At 64.3% G+C, this 21,845-nt stretch carries 14 protein-coding genes and 1 tRNA gene; 11 read left to right on the top strand and 4 right to left on the bottom strand.

Annotated elements, in window-relative coordinates:
• The first annotated feature begins 64 nt into the window (after positions 1 to 64).
• The 6 genes from glgB (at position 65) to FJW05_RS20290 (ending at position 10,751) form a co-directional block, all read left to right on the top strand.
• Positions 65 to 2,278 (top strand): 1,4-alpha-glucan branching protein GlgB, encoded by a 2,214-nt coding sequence (gene glgB / locus FJW05_RS20315; RefSeq protein WP_140635309.1) that lies wholly within the window; start codon positions 65 to 67, stop codon positions 2,276 to 2,278.
• A gap of 62 nt (positions 2,279 to 2,340) precedes the next feature.
• On the top strand, positions 2,341 to 3,609 hold the full coding sequence (glgC, locus tag FJW05_RS20310) for a glucose-1-phosphate adenylyltransferase (RefSeq protein ID WP_140635175.1): 1,269 nt from the start codon (positions 2,341 to 2,343) through the stop codon (positions 3,607 to 3,609).
• Positions 3,610 to 3,824: 215 nt separating this feature from the next.
• Positions 3,825 to 5,270: a glycogen synthase GlgA gene (glgA, locus tag FJW05_RS20305; protein WP_140635173.1), complete on the top strand. Its 1,446-nt coding sequence runs from the start codon at positions 3,825 to 3,827 to the stop codon at positions 5,268 to 5,270.
• 3 nt (positions 5,271 to 5,273) lie between these two features.
• On the top strand, positions 5,274 to 6,902 hold the full coding sequence (locus FJW05_RS20300) for an alpha-D-glucose phosphate-specific phosphoglucomutase (protein WP_140635171.1): 1,629 nt from the start codon (positions 5,274 to 5,276) through the stop codon (positions 6,900 to 6,902).
• A 196-nt stretch (positions 6,903 to 7,098) separates the two neighbouring features.
• Positions 7,099 to 9,096: a glycogen debranching protein GlgX gene (gene glgX / locus FJW05_RS20295; RefSeq protein WP_140635170.1), complete on the top strand. Its 1,998-nt coding sequence runs from the start codon at positions 7,099 to 7,101 to the stop codon at positions 9,094 to 9,096.
• Positions 9,096 to 10,751: an alpha-glucosidase family protein gene (locus FJW05_RS20290; protein ID WP_140635168.1), complete on the top strand. Its 1,656-nt coding sequence runs from the start codon at positions 9,096 to 9,098 to the stop codon at positions 10,749 to 10,751. Before glgX ends, FJW05_RS20290 begins: the two co-directional genes overlap by 1 nt.
• A gap of 8 nt (positions 10,752 to 10,759) precedes the next feature.
• On the opposite strand, the gene FJW05_RS20285 is transcribed toward FJW05_RS20290, so the two are convergent.
• Both FJW05_RS20285 and FJW05_RS20280 read right to left on the bottom strand, forming a co-directional pair.
• Positions 10,760 to 12,514 (bottom strand): TadG family pilus assembly protein, encoded by a 1,755-nt coding sequence (locus FJW05_RS20285; RefSeq protein WP_140635166.1) that lies wholly within the window; start codon positions 12,512 to 12,514, stop codon positions 10,760 to 10,762.
• A complete protein-coding gene (locus FJW05_RS20280) occupies positions 12,511 to 12,876 on the bottom strand; it encodes a TadE/TadG family type IV pilus assembly protein (protein WP_245340453.1) in 366 nt (121 codons plus the stop codon). The genes FJW05_RS20285 and FJW05_RS20280 overlap by 4 nt, the downstream gene beginning before the upstream one ends.
• Before the next feature lie 375 nt (positions 12,877 to 13,251).
• On the opposite strand from FJW05_RS20280, the gene FJW05_RS20275 reads away from it, so the two are divergent.
• The 4 genes from FJW05_RS20275 (at position 13,252) to FJW05_RS20260 (ending at position 18,680) form a co-directional block, all read left to right on the top strand.
• Positions 13,252 to 14,844 (top strand): peptide ABC transporter substrate-binding protein, encoded by a 1,593-nt coding sequence (locus tag FJW05_RS20275; RefSeq protein WP_140541605.1) that lies wholly within the window; start codon positions 13,252 to 13,254, stop codon positions 14,842 to 14,844.
• A 174-nt stretch (positions 14,845 to 15,018) separates the two neighbouring features.
• Entirely contained in the window at positions 15,019 to 15,942 is a 924-nt protein-coding gene (locus FJW05_RS20270) for an ABC transporter permease subunit (protein ID WP_140635164.1), read from the top strand.
• Positions 15,935 to 17,059 carry an ABC transporter permease subunit gene (locus tag FJW05_RS20265; protein WP_140635162.1) on the top strand — a complete coding sequence of 375 codons (1,125 nt, stop codon included), beginning with the start codon at positions 15,935 to 15,937 and terminating at the stop codon, positions 17,057 to 17,059. The genes FJW05_RS20270 and FJW05_RS20265 overlap by 8 nt, the downstream gene beginning before the upstream one ends.
• A 1-nt stretch (position 17,060) precedes the next feature.
• Positions 17,061 to 18,680: an ABC transporter ATP-binding protein gene (locus tag FJW05_RS20260; RefSeq protein WP_140635160.1), complete on the top strand. Its 1,620-nt coding sequence runs from the start codon at positions 17,061 to 17,063 to the stop codon at positions 18,678 to 18,680.
• 27 nt (positions 18,681 to 18,707) lie between these two features.
• On the opposite strand, the gene FJW05_RS20255 is transcribed toward FJW05_RS20260, so the two are convergent.
• Together FJW05_RS20255 and FJW05_RS20250 are read right to left on the bottom strand one after the other, a co-directional pair.
• Complete coding sequence (locus tag FJW05_RS20255; RefSeq protein WP_140635158.1) at positions 18,708 to 19,034, bottom strand: hypothetical protein; 327 nt, start codon at positions 19,032 to 19,034, stop codon at positions 18,708 to 18,710.
• Between the two features lie 256 nt (positions 19,035 to 19,290).
• A tRNA-Pro gene (locus tag FJW05_RS20250) sits at positions 19,291 to 19,367 on the bottom strand.
• 191 nt (positions 19,368 to 19,558) lie between these two features.
• On the opposite strand from FJW05_RS20250, the gene FJW05_RS20245 reads away from it, so the two are divergent.
• Positions 19,559 to 21,796 (top strand): AGE family epimerase/isomerase, encoded by a 2,238-nt coding sequence (locus FJW05_RS20245; RefSeq protein ID WP_140635156.1) that lies wholly within the window; start codon positions 19,559 to 19,561, stop codon positions 21,794 to 21,796.
• Positions 21,797 to 21,845: the final 49 nt, after the last annotated feature.

Below are 21,845 nucleotides of genomic sequence, written 5' to 3'. Positions count from 1 at the left end.
AGAACAGCGCATGCCGGAGCGAGGCATGCGCCAGAACAAGGTGCCCGGGGAGGGCGACCGTTTGATGAGGAAGCCGCGCGCGACCGCTGCGACAAGCGGGCCGGACGGACTGGCGCCAGCCGGCGATGTCGCGGCGATTGTCGCCGGAACGCATGGCGATCCTTTCGCGGTCCTGGGCGTGCATGAAGCCGGCAAGGGCTTCATTGCCCGCTGCTTCGTGCCCAATGCCGAATTCGTCACCGCCTACACGCTGACCGGCAAGGAGGTCGGCGAGCTTTCCCGCAGCGACGATGCCGGCTTCTTCGAGGGCAAGGTCTCGATCCGCAAGCGCCAGCCGCTGCGCTATCACGCCAGGAATGCCGGCGGCGATTGGTGGCTGACCGATCCCTATTCCTTCGGCCCGGTGCTCGGTCCGATGGACGACTATTACATGGCCGAAGGCTCGCATCTCAGGCTCTTCGACAAGCTCGGCGCGCACATTGTCGAACACGAGGGCGCCACCGGCGTGCATTTCGCGGTCTGGGCGCCCAACGCACGGCGCGTCTCCGTGGTCGGCGCCTTTAACGAATGGGACGGCCGCCGACACACCATGCGCGACCGCAAGGACACCGGCATCTGGGAATTGTTCATTCCCGATCTCGGCGCGGGCCGGCCCTATAAGTTCGAGATCATCGGCCCCGACGGCGTGCGCCTGCCGCTCAAGGCCGATCCGTTCGCCTTCGAGTCGGAACTGCGGCCGGCGACCGCCTCGGTGACGGCGCCGCCCATCGCGCATCAATGGGGCGACGAGGCGCATCGCGGCTATTGGCAGAAAGCCGATCCCCGGCGCGAGGCGATCTCGATTTACGAGGTCCATGCCGGCTCCTGGCAACGCCGCGACGACGGTACGTTCCTCTCCTGGGACGAGCTCGCCGCACGGCTGATCCCCTATGTGGCCGACACCGGCTTCACCCATATCGAGTTCCTGCCGATCTCGGAGCACCCCTACGACCCATCCTGGGGCTACCAGACCACCGGGCTTTATGCGCCGACAGCCCGCTTCGGCGACCCCGATGGCTTCGCCCGCTTCGTCGACGGCGCGCACCGCGCCGGCGTCGGCGTCATCCTCGACTGGGTGCCGGCGCATTTCCCAGTCGACGAGCATGGCCTGGTCCATTTCGACGGCACGGCGCTCTACGAGCATGCCGACCCGCGCCAGGGTTTCCACCCGGACTGGAACACGGCCATCTACAATTTCGGCCGCCGCGAGGTGGTGTCGTTCCTGGTCAACAACGCGCTGTTCTGGGCCGAGAAATACCATGTCGACGGCTTGCGCGTCGACGCGGTCGCCTCGATGCTCTACCTCGATTATTCGCGCAAGGCCGGCGAGTGGATCCCCAATGAGAAGGGCGGGCGCGAGAACCTGCAGGCCGTCAGCTTCCTGCAGAAGATGAACAAGGAGGTCTACGGCCACCACCCCGGCGTGATGACGATCGCCGAGGAATCGACCTCATGGCCGAAAGTGTCGCGACCCGTGCATGAAGGCGGCCTCGGCTTCGGCTTCAAGTGGAACATGGGCTTCATGCACGACACGCTGGAGTATCTCTCCAAGGAGCCGATCTTCCGCAAGCATCATCACAACGACATCACCTTCGGCCTGGTCTACGCCTTCTCGGAAAATTTCGTGCTGCCGCTTTCGCATGACGAGGTCGTGCACGGCAAAGGCACCCTGCTCCACAAGATGGCAGGCGACGACTGGCAGAAGTTCGCCACGCTGCGCGCCTATTACGCCTTCATGTGGGGCTATCCCGGCAAGAAGCTCCTGTTCATGGGCCAGGAATTCGCCCAGCGCCGCGAGTGGAGCGAGGAACGCGCGCTCGACTGGGACCTGCTCGAATTCGCGCCGCACCGCGGCGTCTGGCAGACGGTGCGCGACCTGAACTATCTCTATCGTTCGCGCCCGGCGCTGCATGCGCGCGACTGCGAGCCGGAGGGCTTCTCCTGGCTGATCGTCGACGACCGCGACAATTCGGTCTTCGCCTGGCTGCGCAGCGCGCCGGACGGCAATTCGATAGCCGTCGTCTCCAATTTCACGCCGGTGCCGCGCGAGAACTATCGCGTGCCGCTGCCAAAGGCAGGAAAATGGCGCGAGATCATCAATACCGACGCCGAGGTCTATGGCGGCTCCGGCATGGGCAATAGCGGCATGGTCGAGGCAAGCGGGGAAGGAGGCGGCGTATCGGCGACGATGCTTTTGCCGCCGCTGTCGACGATCATGCTGGAATTCGTCACGGATTGAAGCAGATGATGTCTCATCCTGCTCTTGCACAGTCCGGGCAGCTTGTTTGGGAGGGTAACAGAATGGCAGAGATCAGAAGAACCCAGCCGCTGGCACGCGATGCCATGGCCTATGTGCTGGCCGGCGGCCGCGGCAGCCGCCTCAGGGAGCTGACCGACCGGCGCGCCAAGCCGGCGGTCTATTTCGGCGGCAAGACGCGCATCATCGATTTCGCCCTCTCCAATGCGCTCAACTCCGGCATCCGCCGCCTCGGCGTCGCCACCCAGTATAAGGCGCACTCGCTGATCCGCCACCTGCAGCGCGGCTGGAACTTCCTGCGGCCCGAGCGAAACGAAAGCTTCGACATCCTGCCTGCATCGCAGCGCGTCTCGGAAACGCAGTGGTATGAAGGCACGGCCGACGCCGTCTACCAGAACATCGACATCATCGAGGCCTACGGCCCCGAATACATGGTTATTCTCGCCGGCGACCACATCTATAAGATGGATTACGAACTGATGCTGCGCCAGCATGTCGACGCCGGCGCCGACGTCACCGTCGGCTGCCTGGAAGTGCCGCGCATGGAGGCGACCGGCTTCGGCGTCATGCATGTCGACAAGAAGGACAACATCATCGCTTTCGTCGAAAAGCCGGCCGATCCGCCCGGCATTCCGGACAAGCCGGAATTCGCCCTGGCCTCGATGGGCATCTATGTCTTCAAGACCAAGTTCCTGATGGAGCAGCTGCGCCGCGACGCCGCCGAACCCGGCTCCAGCCGCGACTTCGGCAAGGACATCATCCCCTATATCGTGCAGCACGGTAAGGCGATCGCCCACCGCTTCGCAAAATCCTGCGTGCGTTCCTCGCACGAGGCCGAACCCTATTGGCGCGACGTCGGAACTGTGGACGCCTATTGGGAAGCCAATATCGACCTCACCGATATCACGCCCGAGCTCGACCTCTACGACCGCGACTGGCCGATCTGGACCTATGCCGAGTTGAAGCCGCCGGCAAAGTTCGTGCATGACGAGGACGGCCGCCGCGGCGAGGCGATCTCCTCGCTGGTCTCCGGCGACTGCATCGTTTCCGGCGCCTCGCTGCGCCGCAGCCTGATCTTTACCGGCGCGCGCATCAATTCCTATTCCAAGCTCGAGGAAGTGGTGATGCTGCCCGACGTCCAGGTCGGCCGGAACGCGAGCCTCAAGCGCGTCGTCATCGATCACGGCGTCCACATCCCGGAAGGACTGGTGGTGGGCGAGGATCCGGCGCTCGACGCCAAGCGTTTTCGCGTTTCGGAAAAGGGCATCTGCCTCATCACGCAGGACATGATCAACAAGCTGTCGACCCCGTAGGGTCGATAAACAAGTTGTCGACCCCGTAGGCTCGATCGGCAAGCTGTCGGCCTGATAGGCTCGATCGGCAAGCTGCCAGGTCGATCAGCAAGCTGACGGGTCGATCAGCAAGCTGACGGGTCGATCAGCAAGCTGACGGGTCGATCAGCAAGCTGACGACTAGATCAACAGATTGTCACTTTGAGCTGTCATCTTGAGATCGGAATGTGGAGCGCATGCAGGTTCTGTCGGTCACGCCCGAAATCTTCCCGCTGGTCAAGACCGGCGGCCTTGCCGACGTCGCCGGCGCCTTGCCTATCGCGCTTGCCGGCAAGGGCGTGGCGATGCGCACTCTGGTTCCCGGCTATCCCGTGGTGATGGCGGCCTTCGCCAAGAAGAAGGCGGTCTACCATTATCCGCTGCTGCAGGGCGCTAAGGCTTCGATCCATGCCGTCAAGATCGGCGATCTCGATCTCTTCGTTTTGGACGCGCCGCATCTCTTCGATCGCCAGGGCGGCCCTTACGGCACCGCCTCCGGCGCCGACTGGCCGGACAACTGGCGCCGCTTCGCCGCGCTCAGCCAGGCCGGCGGCGACATTGCCGGCGGCGCGATCTCCGGTTACCAGCCCGACATCGTGCATGCCCATGACTGGCAGTCGGCGATGACGCTTGCCTATATGCGCTACGGCAAGGCGGTCGGCGTGCCGTCGCTGATCACCGTGCACAACCTCGCCTTCCAGGGTCAGTTCGGCGCGGGCATCTTCGGCGAGCTCGGCCTGCCGAGCGTGGCGATGCAGCTCGACGGCGTCGAATATTATGGCGGCGTCGGCTTTCTCAAGGCCGGCCTGCAAGCCGCCTGGGCCATCACTACGGTCAGCCCAACCTATGCGCAGGAAATCCGCTTGCCCGAATTCGGCATGGGTCTCGACGGGCTGATAAACATGCGCTCCACCGATCTCTATGGCATCGTCAACGGCATCGACGTCGACATCTGGAATCCGCAGACCGACAAGCATCTGGTCGCCAATTATTCGGCCGAGACGCTTGCGGCGCGCGGCAAGAACCGCAAGGCGGTCGAAGAGCGCTTCGGCCTGGAAGCGGATGGCAGCCCGATCGTCTGCGTCATCAGCCGGCTGACCTGGCAGAAGGGCATGGACATCCTGGCCGCGGTCGTCGACGGCATCGTCGCCGCCGGCGCGCGGCTGGCGATCCTCGGCTCCGGCGACGCCGGCCTCGAAGGCACGCTGCTCGCCGCCGCCGCCCGCCATCGCGGCCGCGTCGGCGTCGTCGTTGGTTACGACGAAGACCTTTCGCACGTCATGCAGGGCGGCTGCGACGCCATCATCATCCCCTCGCGCTTCGAGCCTTGCGGGCTGACTCAGCTCTATGGCCTGCGCTATGGCTGCGTGCCGGTCGTCGCCAGGACGGGCGGTCTGGCCGACACCATCATCGACGCCAACGAGGCCGCCTTGTCGGCCGGCGTCGCCACCGGCTTCCAGTTCGCGCCCAACAATGGTGCCGCGATGCTCCATGCCATCCAGCGGCTGGTCGAGCAGCATGCGCGGCCCGCGACCTGGGCCTCGATCCAGCGCCAGGGCATGAAGGCCGATGTCTCCTGGGACAAGAGCGCCGAAAAATATGTCGAACTCTATCGCTTGCTGCTTTCAAAAAGGGCTGCCTGAGGCATGATCAAAACCGTCCCCACCAAACCCTATACCGACCAGAAGCCGGGTACCTCCGGTTTGCGCAAGAAGGTGCCGGTGTTCCAGCAGGAGCACTATGCCGAGAACTTCATCCAGTCGATCTTCGATGCGCTGGACGGTTTTCAGGGCAAGACGCTGGTGATCGGCGGCGACGGCCGCTTCTACAATCGCGAGGTCATCCAGAAGGCCATCGCGATTGCCGCCGGCAACGGCTTCGGCAAGGTGATGGTCGGGCAGGGCGGGATTCTCTCGACGCCGGCCGCCTCCAACATCATCCGCAAATACAAGACTTTCGGCGGCATCATCCTGTCGGCCAGCCACAATCCGGGCGGCCCGCACGAGGATTTCGGCATCAAGTACAATGCCGGCAATGGCGGCCCGGCGCCGGAAAAGATCACCGACACGATCTTTGCCAAGTCGAAAGAGATCAAGAGCTTCAAGATCGCCGATATCGGTGCCATCGACATCGACACCATCGGCACCGTCAAGGCCGGCGACATGACGGTCGAGATCTGCGACCCGGTCAAGGACTATGCCGAACTGATGGAAAGCCTGTTCGACTTCGACGCGCTGAGGAAGCTCTTCAAATCGGGCTTCCGCATGCGCTTCGACGCCATGCATGCGGTGACCGGCCCCTATGCCAAGGAGATCCTCGAACGCCGGCTCGGCGCGCCGGACGGCACCTGCCGCAACTTCAAGCCGCTGCCCGATTTCGGCGGCCACCACCCGGACCCGAACCTGGTGCACGCAAAGCACCTCTATGACGAGATGATGGGGCCGGACGCGCCGGATTTCGGCGCGGCTTCGGATGGTGACGGCGACCGCAACCTGATCATCGGCAGAGGCATCTTCGTCACGCCGTCGGACTCGGTGGCGATGCTTGCCGCCAATGCCAAACTGGCGCCGGGCTACAAGGACGGCCTGAAAGGCATTGCCCGCTCCATGCCGACCAGCGGCGCCGCCGACCGCGTCGCCGAAAAGCTCGGCATCGGCATCTATGAGACGCCGACCGGCTGGAAGTTCTTCGGCAACCTGCTCGATGCCGGCATGGCCACCATCTGCGGCGAGGAAAGCGCCGGCACCGGCTCCAACCATGTGCGCGAGAAGGATGGCCTGTGGGCCGTGCTTCTGTGGCTCAACATCCTCGCCGCGCGCGGCGAGAGCTGCAAGGACATCGTAACCGGGCACTGGGAGACCTACGGGCGCAACTATTATTCGCGCCACGACTATGAGGAGGTCGAGAGCGATCGCGCCAATGCGCTGGTCGACGAGTTACGCGCCAAGCTGGGCTCGCTGCCCGGCACCAGCGTGCGCGGCCTCAAGATCGCCAAGGCCGACGATTTTGCCTATCACGACCCGGTCGACGGCTCGGTCAGCGAGCACCAGGGCATTCGCATCCTGTTCGAGGGCGGCTCGCGCGTCGTGCTGCGCCTCTCCGGCACCGGCACGTCAGGGGCGACGCTGCGCCTCTACATCGAGCGCTACGAGCCGGACAAGGCAAGGCACGACCTCGACACGCAGGAAGCGCTCGCGGATCTCATCGCCGCCGCCGACGACATCGCCGGCATCAAGAGCCACACCGGCCGCAACAAGCCGAGCGTGATTACTTGAGGGTGGTGTGGCGCGACTCCCCCTTCTCCCCTTGTGGGAGAAGGTGTCGCCGAAGGCGACGGATGAGGGGTGCTCCAGCTTGGCCCAAACCGGCGCTCGCATCGCCGCCGCCTCATTTCTTCCAACACCCCTCATCCGTCTCGGCGCTGCGCGCCGATCCACCTTCTCCCACAAGGGGAGAAGGGGAGGCGCTCGCATGACCCTCGGCGCCACCATCACCCCCGAAGGTATCCGCTTTGCCGCCTGGTCGTCATCGGCGAGACGCCTGTGGGTCTCGCTTTTCGACGACAGCGGCGCGCGCGAGATCGACCGGCTGGAGCTTAACCCGGAAGGCGGGGGCGTGCACGCGCTCCTTGTCTCCGGCCTTGGCGACGGCGCGCGTTACGGCTTCCGCGCCGACGGCGACTATGCACCGGAGCGCGGCCTGTGGTTCGACCCGAAAAAGCTTCTCGCCGACCCCTATGCCGTCGAGGTCGATCGTCCATACCAATATCATTGGCGGCTTGCCGCCAAACGCAACGAAGGCGCCGACACCGCTCCGCTGGTGCCGAAGGCGATCGCGCGTTCGCTGCCCAAACCGGTGCCGCCCCAGCCGCCGCTGTTCCGGCCAGGCGGGCTGATCTACGAGATCAATGTCCGCTCCTTCACCAAGCTGCATCCGGACGTGCCGGAAACCCAGCGCGGCACCATCGCGGCACTCGCCCATGCGGCCATCATCGAGCACCTGAAGCGTCTCGGTGTGTCGGCCGTCGAATTGATGCCGGTCACCGCGTCGATCGACGAGCGGCACCTGCCGCCATTGGGGCTGAGCAACGCCTGGGGCTACAATCCCGTCACCTTCATGGCGCTCGATCCGCGCCTCGCGCCCGGCGGTCTCAAGGAACTGCGCGACACTGTCGCTGCTCTGCGCCAGGCCGGCATCGGCACCATCCTCGACCTCGTCTTCAACCACACCGGCGAAAGCGACCGGCTCGGGCCGACTTTGTCGCTGCGCGGACTGGATGCGCTGGCTTACTACCGGCATCGGCAGGACGGCAGCCTGGTCAACGACACCGGCACCGGCAACACTGTCGACTGCGATCATCCGGTGATGCGCGAGATGGTGCTCGATACGCTGCGCCACTTCGTCAGCTTGGCCGGCGTCGACGGCTTCCGCTTCGATCTGGCGCCGGTGCTCGGCCGCGTCGACGGCGCCTTCGACCCGGAAGCGCCGCTGCTTCGGGCCATCGCCGGCGATCCCGGGCTCGCCGACCGCGTGCTGATCGCCGAGCCATGGGACATCGGTCCGAACGGCTACCAGCTCGGCAATTTCCGGCCGCCATATCTGGAATGGAACGATCGCTACCGCGACGATGCCAGGCGCTTCTGGCGCGGCGATACCGGCGCGACCGGCGCCTTGGCCACCCGGCTTGCGGGTTCCTCCGATGTCTTCGGCAGGGAAGGCCAACCGGCGAGCCGCACGGTCAATTTCATCGCCGCGCATGACGGCATGACGCTCGCCGACATCGTCGCCTATGAGCGCAAGCACAATGAGGCCAATGGCGAGCACAATCGCGACGGCCACAACGACAATTTGTCATGGAACAACGGCGCCGAGGGCGAGACGGACGACGCGGCGATTGCCAAGGCGCGCTTCGACGACCAGCGCGCGCTGCTGGCGACGCTCTTCGCCTCGCGCGGCACCATCATGCTGGCCGCCGGCGACGAGTTCGGCCGCACTCAAAAAGGCAACAACAACGCCTATGCGCAGGACAACGCCATCACCTGGCTGGACTGGGCCGGCCGCGATCAGGCGTTGGAGCGATATGCCTCATCGCTCTCTGCAATGCGTCGTGCCTTTCCCGCGCTGTCGGACACGCATTTCCTGACCGGAAAGCCGGCCCATGCTTCGGCCATTCCGGATGTCGAGTGGTTGACGGAGACGGGCGCGCCGCTCGGCGAGACGGAGTGGAACGATCCCGATCGACATCGCCTCGTCATGTTGCTCGGCGACAACGAGGGCGGCCGCCTTGCCGTCATGATCAATGGCGATCGCCGGCAATGCGTCTTCACCTTGCCGGTCCGGAACGGCTACGAGTGGCGCCCGGCGATCGAGGCGCAGCCGGTTGATCTTGCGCGGCCGCTGCCCGGCCGCAGCGTCAATTTCATGATCGAGCGGCGTGCCGCTCAATCGCGCAACGGGAAGGGCTTGTGATGGCTGCCGAAAATTCCGGGCAAGGAAGCGCATGGTGGCGCGGCTGCATCATCTATCAGGTCTATCCACGCTCCTTCCAGGACACGACCGGCGACGGCAGCGGCGACCTCAAGGGCATCACCGCGCGGCTCGCCCATGTCGCGTCGCTCGGCGTCGACGCCGTCTGGCTGTCGCCCTTCTTCAAGTCACCGATGGCCGACATGGGCTACGATGTATCCGACTATCGCGACGTCGATCCGATGTTCGGCAGCCTGGAAGATTTCGACGTGCTACTCGCCGAGGCGCATCGGCTCGGCCTGAAGCTCATCATCGACCAGGTGATCTCGCATTCGTCGGACAAGCATGAATGGTTCGTCGAAAGCCGGGCCAGCCGCGACAATGCCAAGGCGGACTGGTATGTCTGGGCCGACGCCAGGCCGGATGGCAGCGCGCCCAACAACTGGCAATCGCTGTTCGGCGGGCCGGCCTGGGAATGGGACGCTACCCGCCGGCAATACTACATGCACAATTTCCTCGCCGCTCAGCCGGATCTGAACTTCCACAATCCGGACGTTCAGGACGCGCTTTTGGACACCGTGCGCTTCTGGCTGGAACGCGGCGTCGACGGCTTCCGGCTGGACACGGTCAACTACTATGTCCACGACCGCTGGCTGCGCGACAACCCGCCCTTGGCCGCAAGTGTGGCCGGCACCAATGGCGCCACCAGCACCTACGCCTTCCAGGAGCATCTTTTCGACAAGACGCGTCCCGAAAACCTCGACTTCCTGAAGCGTTTCCGCGCGCTGCTCGACGAATATCCCGACCGCGCCGCGGTCGGCGAGGTGGGTGACGAGGAGCGCTCCTTGCAGACGCTCGCCGCCTACGTATCGGGCGGCGACAAATTGCAGATGTGCTACACGTTCGACCTGCTCAGCCCGCAATTTTCCGCCGCCCATGTGCGCGGCTGCGTCGAGGCGTTCGAGACAACTGCCCCGGACGGCTGGGTCTGCTGGGCCTTTTCCAATCATGACGTCGTGCGCCATGTCAGCCGCTGGACGCGGCCTGGCGAGAGCCCGGACGCGGTGGCGAAGTTCTCGATCGCGCTGCTTGCCTGCCTGCGCGGTTCGATCTGCCTCTACCAGGGCGAGGAACTGGGGCTGGAGGAGGCGGAGCTAGCCTATGAGGATCTGCGCGATCCCGTCGGCATCCGCTTCTGGCCCGGCGTGAAGGGCAGGGACGGCTGCCGCACGCCGATGGTCTGGCAGGCAGAGGCGGACAATGGCGGCTTCTCCACGGCCAAGCCTTGGCTGCCGGTGCCACAGGCGCATCGCGCCCGGGCGGTCGACGTTCAGAATGGCGAGGAGCGGTCGGTGCTTGCCGCCTATCGGTCGATCCTCGCCTTGCGCAAGAGCCATCCGGCACTGATCCAAGGCTCGATCCGCTTTCTCGATGCCGAGGGCGATGTGCTTGCTTTCCTCCGTGAGCGCGACGGCGAAAGGCTGCTTTGCGTTTTTAATTTCTCGACCGAGGCAACAGGCTGGGCGCTGCCCACCGAGATCGGCGAGGCCGAGATAGCGGCATTTGACGTTGACGCCGCCGGCATTCTTACCGGTGTTGTCGAGGACAGCGTGCTGGCGCTGGCGCCTCTGGGCAGTTTCGTCGGCAGGATTGGCTGACGGTTGTCTTACTGCACCAGCACCGAGCGTCCGCAGGTCGCGCCGGTCACGCGCACGTCGGCCTCGCCGACATGGACGCCCAGAGCTCCAAGCACATTGTAGAGGAGGTCGTCGACCGGCGCGGTCACGCCGTTAAGCAGCGTCGCTACCGCCGGTTTCACCGTGCCGAGCAGGGCGGTCACATTGAGGCCTAGCCCCAGCGCATTGATCGAAAGCGACAGGTTGTTGACCAGCGATGTCGTGAGCGACTGCGTCAGGTTCTTCGTCGACACCGTCTTGATCGTTTTGTTGGCGATATCGGTGGCGCTGAAGGTCAGGTTCGTCGGCGCCATATTGGTGACCGAGAAGGCCGACGAGCCTGTCACCTGCAGCAACGGGATGAGCAACAGCCTCAGTTCCGCGATATCGGCGTTGGAGAAGGACTGCGGCTGGGCGAAGTCGGCAAAGCCGCTGGCATTACTGTTGGCGAGATGCGCAGAGACGACGCCAGGCTGCGCGGCGATCGAGACATTGATGCTCGACGGCCCGGTCGGGCAGGTTATGTCGGTCAGCTTGGCTTCGGCATAGGCCACTTCGACATTGAGCGGCAGGTGGACGGCGACAAGACTGGTGCCGCCGCCGAGATTGGAGTTGCCGACAGTGACATCGGCGTTGAGTTTGATGCGGGTCTGCGCCGTGCGCACCACGGTGCCTGCCTCTCCCACAGCCAGCCAGGCCGAGTTCTGCATCGGCTCGCCGACGGCGATCGCAAGCGTCGTCGATGCCAGCCCCGGTATGGTGGCGCCGAGATTGACCGCGACCTGATTCGTGCCATTGGCCAGAGCGGCAGCCGCGGTGAGCATGCTGAGCGCGCTGGCTGTCACGTTGAGGCCGGCCGGCTTTTGCCCGATGCCGAGATCGCCGACGGAGCCGAGATCGATGAGGGTGCTGAGCGGTATCCTGACCGTATTGGTGGCGCTGGAGGCCATGGTCTGCAGAGCGAGTTTGGCTGTGCGGTCGAGCCCCGGCACATTGGCCATTGCCGTGGCGATCTGGCCGATCGTTGCTTTGGAGGCGAGCACGTCGTTGTAGGAAACGCCGGTCAGATGCAGTTGCGTCGCCAGAGCATCGGTGAACGAAAGAACGTCGACATCGGCCGACACCAGTGAATTGTAGTCCATCACGCTGAGCGAGATGTTGCCGCCGAGAAGGCCGCCGAGAAGCGCGTTGAGAATGCCGCCATTGAGGCTGGCGAGCCGCGAGCCGACCGAAAAAGCCGCCTGCGGCTGCGCGCTGGCGATAGCGGTCGTGCCGAGAGTGGGCGGCGCCATGATCGAGCCGGCGAAATAAAGCGTACCCTGCTTCTTGAGCGTTACCTGGACCGCATTGTAGGGCAGCTTGCCCGCCTCGAAACGGCTGCCGGCGGCAATGGTGCTGATGCCCGTGTAGCGACCCGGCACGACCTGGACGACGGCCTTGCTGGCGGTCGGCGCCACCGTCGTGCCCTGTCGCTGCACGGCGACCGAGGTGATGCCGTTGTCGCTGAGCGCGGTCAGCACCGCCTGCTGGGCGTTGGTGATGTTCGAGGCCGCGGTGATGGCGGCAAGGTCGACGATCGACTGCGCGGCGCGGCGCTCGTTGTAAAGGGAACCTTCGTCGATCGCGAAGGCGGTCAGCGCCAGCGCCACCGGCGTGCACAGCGCGGTCATGACGGCGAAATTCGCGCTCCGGTCGGCGAGCAGCCGTCGCGTCGCCGCCATCAATCCCCCCTTGATCGGCATCATATGCCTCCGACGCGGATCGTCGATTGACGTTGGATCGTCGTGCCCGGCAACGGCAGCGTCCGAAACAGGTTCCAGATCGGCAGGTTGCGCGCATCGTAGGTGACCGAGACGACGAACTGGCTGCCGTCGACGGCGCTGTCCTGCGCGTTGACGGTCAGCTTGTTGGCGTCGACGAACGGATAACCCGAGACATCGTGAGTGATGAAATCGGTAACCAGCGCCTGCCGCTCGGTCTGGTTGAGGCCGGCAATCGCGGTGCGCGCCGCGTCGGCGGCGATCTGCTGCACCGAATGGCTGGCGCCGAAATAAATCCCATATGCAACCATGCCGAGCAGAAGCAGGATGAAGACCGGCGCCAGCATGGCAAATTCGATTGCCGACGTGCCCGTGGCGTCAGCCCGGAAACGAGACCACGGAACAAGCAATTTTCGGTTCTTCAGCATGGCGCGGAGAATGCCAAAGGCCGCCTGCAAAAACAGAAAACAGCTGGAACAACCGGCAGGTGTGCCAAGTTGAAAGCAAGCTCTAAGCTTTAGGTTTCGCTGTTTTAGCGTTATGGCGCTCACTTTGCGTCAAGCAGGCAATGGTTGAAATAAGATTTCGCTCTGTCTAGTCTCCTGCCACCAGCCGCCGGAAGGAACCGGCGGCGCGCCTGAAACGGGGCCGTTTCAACGGTTCCGAGGTGTCAAAACTTAAGAAGGCGCGGCTGAGGGGCTGCGCCGACAGGGAGAAACTTCATGCTGAAAGACATGCTGAAGGCGACGGTGTTCGCCACCACATTGGCCTTGGCCGCCGGCACATTCTACACGCCTGCCTTCGCCGAGACCGTCTACAACCGCGGCGCCGCCGCCGAGGCGGAGACGGTCGATCCGCACAAGACGTCGACGGTCTACGAAGCCGATATCATACGCGACCTGTTCCAGGGCCTCGTCATGCATGACCAGAAGACGAACCTCATTCCGGGCGCCGCCGAAAGCTGGACGGTGTCGGATGACGGCACCGTCTACACCTTCAAGCTGCGCAAGGACGGCCTCTGGTCGGACGGCACCCCGGTGACGGCCGACGACTTCGTCTTTTCGTTCCATCGACTGGAAGATCCGGCCACCGCTGCAGAATACGCCTCGATGCTCTATCCGGTGAAGGGCGCCGAGGATTTCAACACCAAGAAAGGCAAGGCCGAGGATATGGGCGTGAAGGCGATCGACGCCAACACGCTTGAAGTCACGCTGAAGGCTCCGACGCCCTATTTCCTGGAGATGCTGACCCACCAGGCGACCTATCCGGTCAACAAGGCGTCCATGGACAAGCTCGGCGCCGACTGGATCAAGCCGGGCAAGCTGGTCTCCAATGGCGCCTATACGCTGGCGGAGTGGGTTCCCAACGACCATATGAAATTGGTCAAGAACCCGAAGTTCTGGGACGCCGCGAGCGTCAAGCTCGACGTGGTCAACTATATCCCGACCGAGGATCGCTCGTCGGCGATGAAGCGTTTCGAGGCAGGCGAACTCGACAGCTACGGCGACCTGCCGACCGAGCAGCTCGCCGATCTCAAAACCAAATTCGGCGACCAGGTCCGTGTCGGGCCGTATCTCGGCACTTATTATTACGCGGTCAAGACCGACAAGGCTCCTTGGGACAATGTAGAGTTGCGCAACGCCATCTCGATGGCGATCGACCGCGACTTCCTCGCCGAGAAGGTCTGGCAGAACTCGATGCTGCCCGGATATTCGATGGTGCCCCCGGGCATCGAGGGCTACACGCCGGCACTGGCCAAATACGCCGACATGCCGCAGATCGACCGCGAGGATGCGGCCAAGAAGATCCTGGAAAAGCTAGGCTATACACCCGAGCATCCGTTGAAGATGGAGATCCGCTACAACACCTCGGAGAACCATAAGAACACGGCTGTCGCCATCCAGGAACAGCTGAAGCCGCTCGGTGTCGAGGTGACGCTGCTCAACACCGACACCAAGACCCATTACAGCTTCCTCGAGCAAAAGGGCAACTACGACGTCGCCCGTGCCGCCTGGATCGCCGACTACAAGGATCCCGAGACCTTCCTCGGCATCTCGCGCAAGGCGAGCGGCAACAACTACTCGAACTACAACAGCCCTGCCTATGAAGCCGCCATGGACAAGGCGGCCGCCGCAGGCGGCAAGCCCGAGGACCGCATGAAGGACCTCGCCGCAGCCGAGCGCATCCTCGTCGACGACGTCGGCGAGATCCCGCTTCTCTACTACAGCTACCACGACATCGTTTCCTCGAAGCTGCATGGCTTCGACGACAATGTGATGGACATTCATCCGTCCCGCTTCATCTCCAAGGACTGACAAGAAACCTTGGCCGTGCCGCCGCTCTTTTGGGAGCGGCGGTCGCGGTCTGTCGTCGTGCCGGGCCGAAAGTCGGATTGGATTTTCGGGCTGCCCGGTGCGAAGATCAGAGATGCCGGCGCGCCACGGATCTTCGACTGGAGAGCCTGTCGCCCTGGCTGAAGCGGGGCGCCGATGCTGCGTTATGTCTTCCGGCGGCTGTTGACCGCCATCCCGACGCTGTTCGTCATCGTGACGGTGGCGTTTTTCCTGATCCGCGTCGCGCCAGGCGGCCCGTTCAACCAGGAGCGGGGCTTGAGCCCCGAGATCAGGGCCAATCTCGAAGCCCAGTTCGGCCTCAACGATCCGCTCTGGCTGCAATATGTCCACTATCTCGGCAATCTTTTGCGCGGCAGTTTCGGCCCGAGCTACAATTTGCCGGATTTCACCGTCACCGAACTCTTCGCCAAGGGCCTGCCGATCTCGGTACAGATCGGCACCTCGGCTCTGGTGCTGGCGCTGCTGCTGGGCTCGATCCTGGGCACCATCGCCGCGCTCAACCAGAACAAGATAGGCGATTATTCAGTGATCGCCTTGGCCACGGCAGGCAGCACCATCCCGACCTTCGTCATCGCGCCGGTGATCCAGCTCGTCTTCGGGCTGTCCTGGAAGCTGTTGCCGATCGGCGGCTGGGGCGACGGCGCCTTGATCAACAAAGTCGGTCCGGTGCTGACGCTGGCCTTGCCGCAGATCGCAATCGTCGCTCGCCTGATGCGCGGCTCCATGATCGAGAGCCTGCGTTCGCACCATATCCGCACCGCCCGCGCGCTCGGCCTGTCCGACTGGTCGGTGGTGGTCAAGCACGCGCTGCGCGGCGCCGTGCTGCCGATCGTCTCCTTCACCGGCCCGGCGGCGGCCGCGCTGTTGACCGGCTCGATCATCGTCGAGACGATCTTCTCCATACCCGGAGTCGGCCGCTACTTCGTCGATGCAGCCCTCAACCGCGACTACACGCTTGTCATGGGAACCGTGGTGGTGATCGCGCTCTTCACCATCGTCTTCAACCTGATCGTCGACCTGCTCTATGCGGTCGTCGATCCGAGGGTGCGCTATGACTGACCTCGCTGTCGCCGTGCCCGAGCCGATCGTCGGCCGCTCGCTCTGGGGCAATGCCTGGGCGCGGCTCAAACGCAACCGCGCCGCGATGCTCAGCCTCTATTACCTGGCCTTCATCGCCATCATCAGCATTTGCGGTCCGTGGGTCGTGCCGCATGCATACACCACCATCTATGGCGACTATGTGCGCATGCCGCCGAGCTTTTCGGCCTATCCGAAACCCGACATGATCCAGGGTGCGCTGGGCGATGCCATCAAGCGCATGCGCGCCGACATCAAGGAATGGCATCAGGACGGCAATCGCGTCATCGTCACCGTCACCTCGACCAAGCCGATCGACGACCGCAACATCCGCTATCTCGACCGCTCCGACGCCTTCGACGACACCAGGATCGAGAACAAGTCGCCCGACGGCCTCGAAGTGACGATGAGCTCGGCCGTGAAGCAGCAATATTTCTTCTTCGGCACCGACAACACCGGCCGCGACCTGCTTTCGCGCACGCTGATGGCCGGACGCATCTCTTTGGCCATCGGCCTGCTCGCCGGCGTCGTCGCCGGCGTCATCGGCGTCATCTACGGCGCGACCGCGGGCTTCTCCGGCGGCAAGGTCGACGAGGTGATGATGCGCATTGTCGACGTGCTCTATTCGCTGCCGTTCATCTTCTTCGTCATCATGCTGGTGGTGTTTTTCGGCCGCAACTTCGTGCTGATGTTTCTGGCGGTTGGCGCTGTGTTGTGGCTCGACATGGCGCGCATCGTGCGCGGCCAGGCGCTGTCGATCCGCAGGCAGGAATATGTCCAGGCGGCGGAGGCCATGGGCGTCGGCCAGCGCGGCATCCTGCTGCGCCATGTCATCCCCAACCTGCTTGGCCCGGTCGTCATCTACATGACGCTCTTGGTGCCGCAGGTCATCATCCTGGAGAGCTTCCTGTCCTTCCTCGGTCTGGGCGTGCAGGAGCCGATGACCAGCTGGGGCGTGCTGATCTCGGTCGGCGCCAAGAACATCGGCTACGCCAACTGGCTGCTTCTGTTCCCGGCCTTCTTCCTCGTCTCGACGCTGTTCGCCCTGAATTTCGTCGGCGACGGCCTGCGCGACGCGCTTGACCCCAAGGATCGCTGAGATGACTGCTTCCGAAACGATCCTCAGCGTCAAGGACCTGCGCGTCCGCTTCCAGACCCTCGACGGCACGGTCGAGGCGGTCAAGGGCATCAACATCAAGGTCAATGCCGGCGAGACGGTCGCCGTCGTCGGCGAATCCGGTTCCGGCAAGAGCCAGACGATGATGGCGGCGATGAGCCTGCTTTCTTCCAATGGCGAGGCGACCGGCCAGGTCGACTACCGCGGTCGCAATCTCCTGACGATGTCAAAGAGCGAGCTGAACCAGGTGCGCGGCCGGAAGATCAGCATGATCTTCCAGGAGCCGATGACCTCGCTCGACCCGCTCTACACCATCGGCAACCAGCTGATCGAGCCGATCCGCCGGCATCGCGGGCTCTCCGCGGCGGCCGCGCGGGAGGAAGCGCTGAAGCTCCTGAGGCTGGTGCACATCCCCGATCCCGAACGGCGGATGAAATCCTATCCGCACGAGATGTCGGGCGGCCAGCGCCAGCGCGTCATGATCGCGATGGCCTTGGCCAACGATCCGGACATCCTGATCGCCGACGAACCGACGACGGCGCTCGACGTCACCATCCAGGCGCAGATTCTGATGCTGCTTGCCGAACTGCAGCGCAAGCTCGGCATGGCCATCGTCTTCATCACCCACGACCTCGGCATCGTGCGCCGCTTCGCCGACCGCGTCTATGTCATGCGCCTGGGCGAGGTGGTGGAGGAGGGCGATGCCGAAGCGCTCTTCGCCAATCCGCAGCATGCCTACACGAAGATGCTGCTAGCGGCCGAGCCGACGGGCGCCAAGGCGGCGCCGCCCGCCAGTGCGCCGGTGCTGCTCGAAGGCCGCAATGTCGAAGTCGTCTTCAAGATCGGCGGCGGCTTCCTTGGCGGCGAGCCGCTGATGCTGCGCGCGGTGGACAGGATCTCGATCCGGCTGAAGCGTAACCAGACGATCGGCATCGTCGGCGAGTCCGGTTCAGGCAAGTCGACGCTTGGCCGCGCGCTGCTCAGGCTCTTGCCCAGCGACGGCGTGATCCGCTTTGGCGACCGCGACATTTCGGACGCGGACCGCCAGGCGATGCGGCCGCTCAGGCGCGAATTGCAGCTGGTCTTCCAGGATCCGTTCGGCTCGTTGTCGCCCCGCATGACCGTCGGCCAAGTGATCACCGAGGGACTTTTGGTGCACGAGCCCTCATTGACCGGCAAGCAGCGCGACCAGCGCGCCGTCGAGGCGTTGCGCGAGGTCGGCCTCGATCCCAATGCGCGCAACCGCTACCCGCACGAGTTCTCCGGCGGCCAACGCCAGCGCATCGCCATTGCCCGCGCCATGATCCTGAAGCCGAAAGTGGTGGTGCTCGACGAGCCGACCTCGGCGCTCGACCGTTCCGTGCAGAAGCAGATCGTCGAGCTGTTGCGCAAGCTTCAGGCCGACCACGAGCTGTCCTACCTCTTCATCAGCCATGACCTCGCGGTGGTCCGCGCCATGGCCGATTACATCATCGTCATGAAGCAGGGAAAGATTGTCGAGGAAGGGCCGACGCAAGAAATCTTCGACAATCCGCGCGAAGCCTACACCCAGACACTGATGAACGCCGCGATCGATACGGCACGGTTCCGTATGAGCGCTTGAAGCCGGGTAAGCTTAATCTCGCTCGCCTCACTGCGAGGACGGGCACCTCTGGTCCCGCGTCGCGACGATCGCCTGCTGCTGTTGCTGCAGCCTATCGATCCGCGCGGTTTCGCGATTGGCGACCGCCGTCTTCACGCGCTCGCCGCCGAGCAGCCATGTCGGCACGCTGGTGTTGGCGACCTTGCCGCGAGCGATTGCGGTGCGTGAAATATCGGTCGCGGTGTCGCCGACCGCATTGTTGAGCTCGGGGCAGTTCATTTTGTCGTATTTCGCCGGGCCGATCGACGCGGTGGTCGACGAGCAGCCTGCCAGAAGCAGCGTCGCGATCGAAATGGCTATAAACTTGAACGTCATTCCCTCAATTAACCGCTCTGCGGCTCCGCCTCAACAGTCCCATCCTCACGCTGCCTTACGCGGCCATGCAGCGCCTCAACAGATCGACGAGAAGCTGCATCGCGAGGTCGCCTGAACGCCAGGAGAACGCCCAAAGTCTCAGGTGAGACGTGAGACGGTCTCACGGTCGTCCATGTTCTCTGCTTGTTCCCATCACCGAAGCGGCGCAAACCGTTGTGGCGCAAGGCTTTCAGGGGATTTCTCGGGAGCTTGAAACTGGTCGGAGTGGCAGGATTTGAACCTGCGACCCCCTCGTCCCGAACGAGGTGCGCTACCAGACTGCGCTACACTCCGTGACCAGACCGCGGGCTTATAGCTGCCGCTTTCCGATCCTGCAAGCGGCAATGGCAGTCCTTCTGTCGCATTTCCTTTCTTTCGCGGAGCTTGCCCGAATGGCATAGGATTTGGTTGTGAGGTAAAGGTGGGCTTAAAGGCTTTTGTCGTAAGTCCGACCCAAGGGAGCCGGACTTTTGACAGGGTCGTTCATGAACCAGCGCATCGTCAGTTTCGTCATGAGCGGCGGCGTCGGTTCGCGGCTGTGGCCGCTGTCGCGCGAGGACAATCCCAAGCAGTTCCACGATTTCTCGGGCGACGGCTCGATGCTGGCCAAGACTTTGCGCCGGCTGGCGGCGCGGCCCGACGGTGGGACGCCCATCTTCCTGATCGCCTCGGAGCGTCACGCCGACCGCGTCCATGCCGACCTTGCCGGCATCGATCTGGCCGGCGGCGGGCCGCTGTTCGAGCCGACGGGCCGTAACACGGCCGCCGCCGTGGCGCTGGCCAGCCTGCGCACGCTCTCCGACTATGGCGACGAGCTGGTGCTGGTGGTGCCGTCGGATCACGAGATATCGACGCCGGGCCAGTTCTGGCAAAGCATCGAGGCGGGCGCGGGCGCGGCAAATGCCGGCCGGCTCGTGGTGTTCGGCCTCAAGCCGACCCAGCCCGAGACCGGCTATGGCTATATCGAGGTCGGGGCAGGCCAGGACGGCGTCTTCGACGTCTCGCGCTTCGTCGAGAAGCCGGATCTCGCCACCGCGCAGGCCTATGTCGACGCCGGCAGCTTCTACTGGAACACCGGCATCTTCCTATTCCGCGCCGGCGCCATGCGCGACGCCTTCGCGGCTCATGAGCCGAAAATCTGGCAGGCGACGGAGGCCGCCTACAAGACGGCGACCAGCGATCTGTCCGGTCTCTACATGCCGCTGGAACTCTATTCCGCTATCCCGTCGACCTCGATCGACTACGCCATCATGGAACGCGCGAAAGACATCGCCATGGTGCCCGCCAGTTTCCGCTGGAACGATCTCGGCTCCTGGCAGTCGCTGCTCGATGTCGGCCCGTCCGACAAGGGCGGCAACGTCATCGTTGGAGACGTCGTCGCCATCGATTGCGAGAACTCCTATATCCGCAGCGAGGGTCGGCTGCTGTCGGCCATCGGCATGAAGGACGTGGCGATCGTCTCCACGGCCGACGCCACCTTCGTCGCGCCGGTCAGCCACAGCCAGCACGTCAAGAAGATCGTCGAGCAACTGGAGAAATCCGGCCGGCTCGAAACAAGGTTCACGCCGGCGCATGATCGCGTCATCGAGAGCGGCGCCTGGCGGCGGCGCGTGCGCCACTGGCTGTTCGAGGAGACGCTGCCGCTATGGTCGACGCTTGGCGTCGACGAACGCCATGGCGGCTTCCACGAGGCGCTGGGCTTCGACGCCGCGCCGCTGATGAAACCCAAGCGCATGCGCACGCAGGCGCGTCAGGTCTATGCCTTCGCGGTCGCCAAGGAGCGCGGCTGGGACGGCCCGGCCGACCGGCTGATTGCGCACGGCATCGACTTCATGGCGGGGCAGGGCCGCACCGATCGCGGCGGCTGGGTGCGCACGCTCAACATCGACGGCTCGGTCGCCGATCCGGTCGAGGATGCCTACGACCATTCCTGCGTGCTTCTGGCGCTCGCCCACGCCCATATGTCGGGCCATCCCGACGCGTTGCGGCTCGCAGGAGAGACATTCGCCTTCCTCGACGCGCATCTGGAAGATGACCGCCTGACCGGCTTTCTGGAAACCTCCGACGGCGCGGAGGAACGGCGCTCCAATCCGCACATGCATCTGCTCGAGGCCTTCCTCGCCTGGCACAAGGCGACGGGCGAGCGCGTCTATCTGCGCCGCGCGGCGCGCATCATCGATCTTTTCCGTAGCCATTTCTTCGATGCCGAGAGCTGGACACTGGGTGAATATTTCGACGACGGCTGGAAACCGGCGGCAGGCGACAAGCGGAGCTGGACCGAGCCTGGCCATCACTTCGAATGGGCGTCGCTGCTGGTCGATTTCGCCGCTCGCAGCGGCCAGGGCGAACTCACCGCCTTCGCCCGCAAGCTCTATGCCTCGGCCGTTGCCAATGGCCTCAACCGCGCCACCGGCCTCGCCTATGGCGCGGTCTCGCGCCAGGGCCTGCCGCTCGACACGGTCTCGCGAAGCTGGCCGCAGGCCGAAGCGATCAAGGCGGCAATCGCGCTCGACGGCTCGGGCGGGCCGGACCTCAAGCCCGAGATCGAAGCGCGCGTCGGCCGCCTTTTTCGCTGGCACATAGATCCGGCCCCGCTCGGCTTGTGGATCGACCGCATCGACGAGCGCGGCCGCTCGCTGGCGACCGACGTGCCGGCCAGCATCTTCTACCACCTGGTCTGTGCGCTGACGCAGTATCTGGACGGAACGGCGGAGAAGGGGTAGCGGAAGAGATCGCAAGTCTCATTCCTTCGCGCCCCCCTCTGTCCTGCCG

This window comes from Mesorhizobium sp. B2-9-1, assembly GCF_006439455.1.
GTDB lineage: Bacteria > Pseudomonadota > Alphaproteobacteria > Rhizobiales > Rhizobiaceae > Mesorhizobium.
This window is presented reverse-complemented; position numbering and strand designations above follow the sequence as displayed.

Bases quoted from the DNA above. Each gene is read 5' to 3' on its own strand.
- glgX (WP_140635170.1), top strand. From the start codon at position 7,099: ATGACCCTCGGCGCCACCATCACCCCCGAAGGTATCCGCTTTGCCGCC.
- FJW05_RS20275 (WP_140541605.1), top strand. From the start codon at position 13,252: ATGCTGAAAGACATGCTGAAGGCGACGGTGTTCGCCACCACATTGGCC.
- FJW05_RS20255 (WP_140635158.1), bottom strand. From the start codon at position 19,034: ATGACGTTCAAGTTTATAGCCATTTCGATCGCGACGCTGCTTCTGGCA.
- FJW05_RS20260 (WP_140635160.1), top strand. From the start codon at position 17,061: ATGACTGCTTCCGAAACGATCCTCAGCGTCAAGGACCTGCGCGTCCGC.
- glgA (WP_140635173.1), top strand. From the start codon at position 3,825: ATGCAGGTTCTGTCGGTCACGCCCGAAATCTTCCCGCTGGTCAAGACC.
- FJW05_RS20290 (WP_140635168.1), top strand. From the start codon at position 9,096: ATGGCTGCCGAAAATTCCGGGCAAGGAAGCGCATGGTGGCGCGGCTGC.
- glgB (WP_140635309.1), top strand. From the start codon at position 65: ATGAGGAAGCCGCGCGCGACCGCTGCGACAAGCGGGCCGGACGGACTG.
- FJW05_RS20280 (WP_245340453.1), bottom strand. From the start codon at position 12,876: ATGCTGGCGCCGGTCTTCATCCTGCTTCTGCTCGGCATGGTTGCATAT.
- FJW05_RS20270 (WP_140635164.1), top strand. From the start codon at position 15,019: ATGCTGCGTTATGTCTTCCGGCGGCTGTTGACCGCCATCCCGACGCTG.
- FJW05_RS20265 (WP_140635162.1), top strand. From the start codon at position 15,935: ATGACTGACCTCGCTGTCGCCGTGCCCGAGCCGATCGTCGGCCGCTCG.
- FJW05_RS20300 (WP_140635171.1), top strand. From the start codon at position 5,274: ATGATCAAAACCGTCCCCACCAAACCCTATACCGACCAGAAGCCGGGT.
- FJW05_RS20245 (WP_140635156.1), top strand. From the start codon at position 19,559: ATGAACCAGCGCATCGTCAGTTTCGTCATGAGCGGCGGCGTCGGTTCG.
- glgC (WP_140635175.1), top strand. From the start codon at position 2,341: ATGGCAGAGATCAGAAGAACCCAGCCGCTGGCACGCGATGCCATGGCC.
- FJW05_RS20285 (WP_140635166.1), bottom strand. From the start codon at position 12,514: ATGATGCCGATCAAGGGGGGATTGATGGCGGCGACGCGACGGCTGCTC.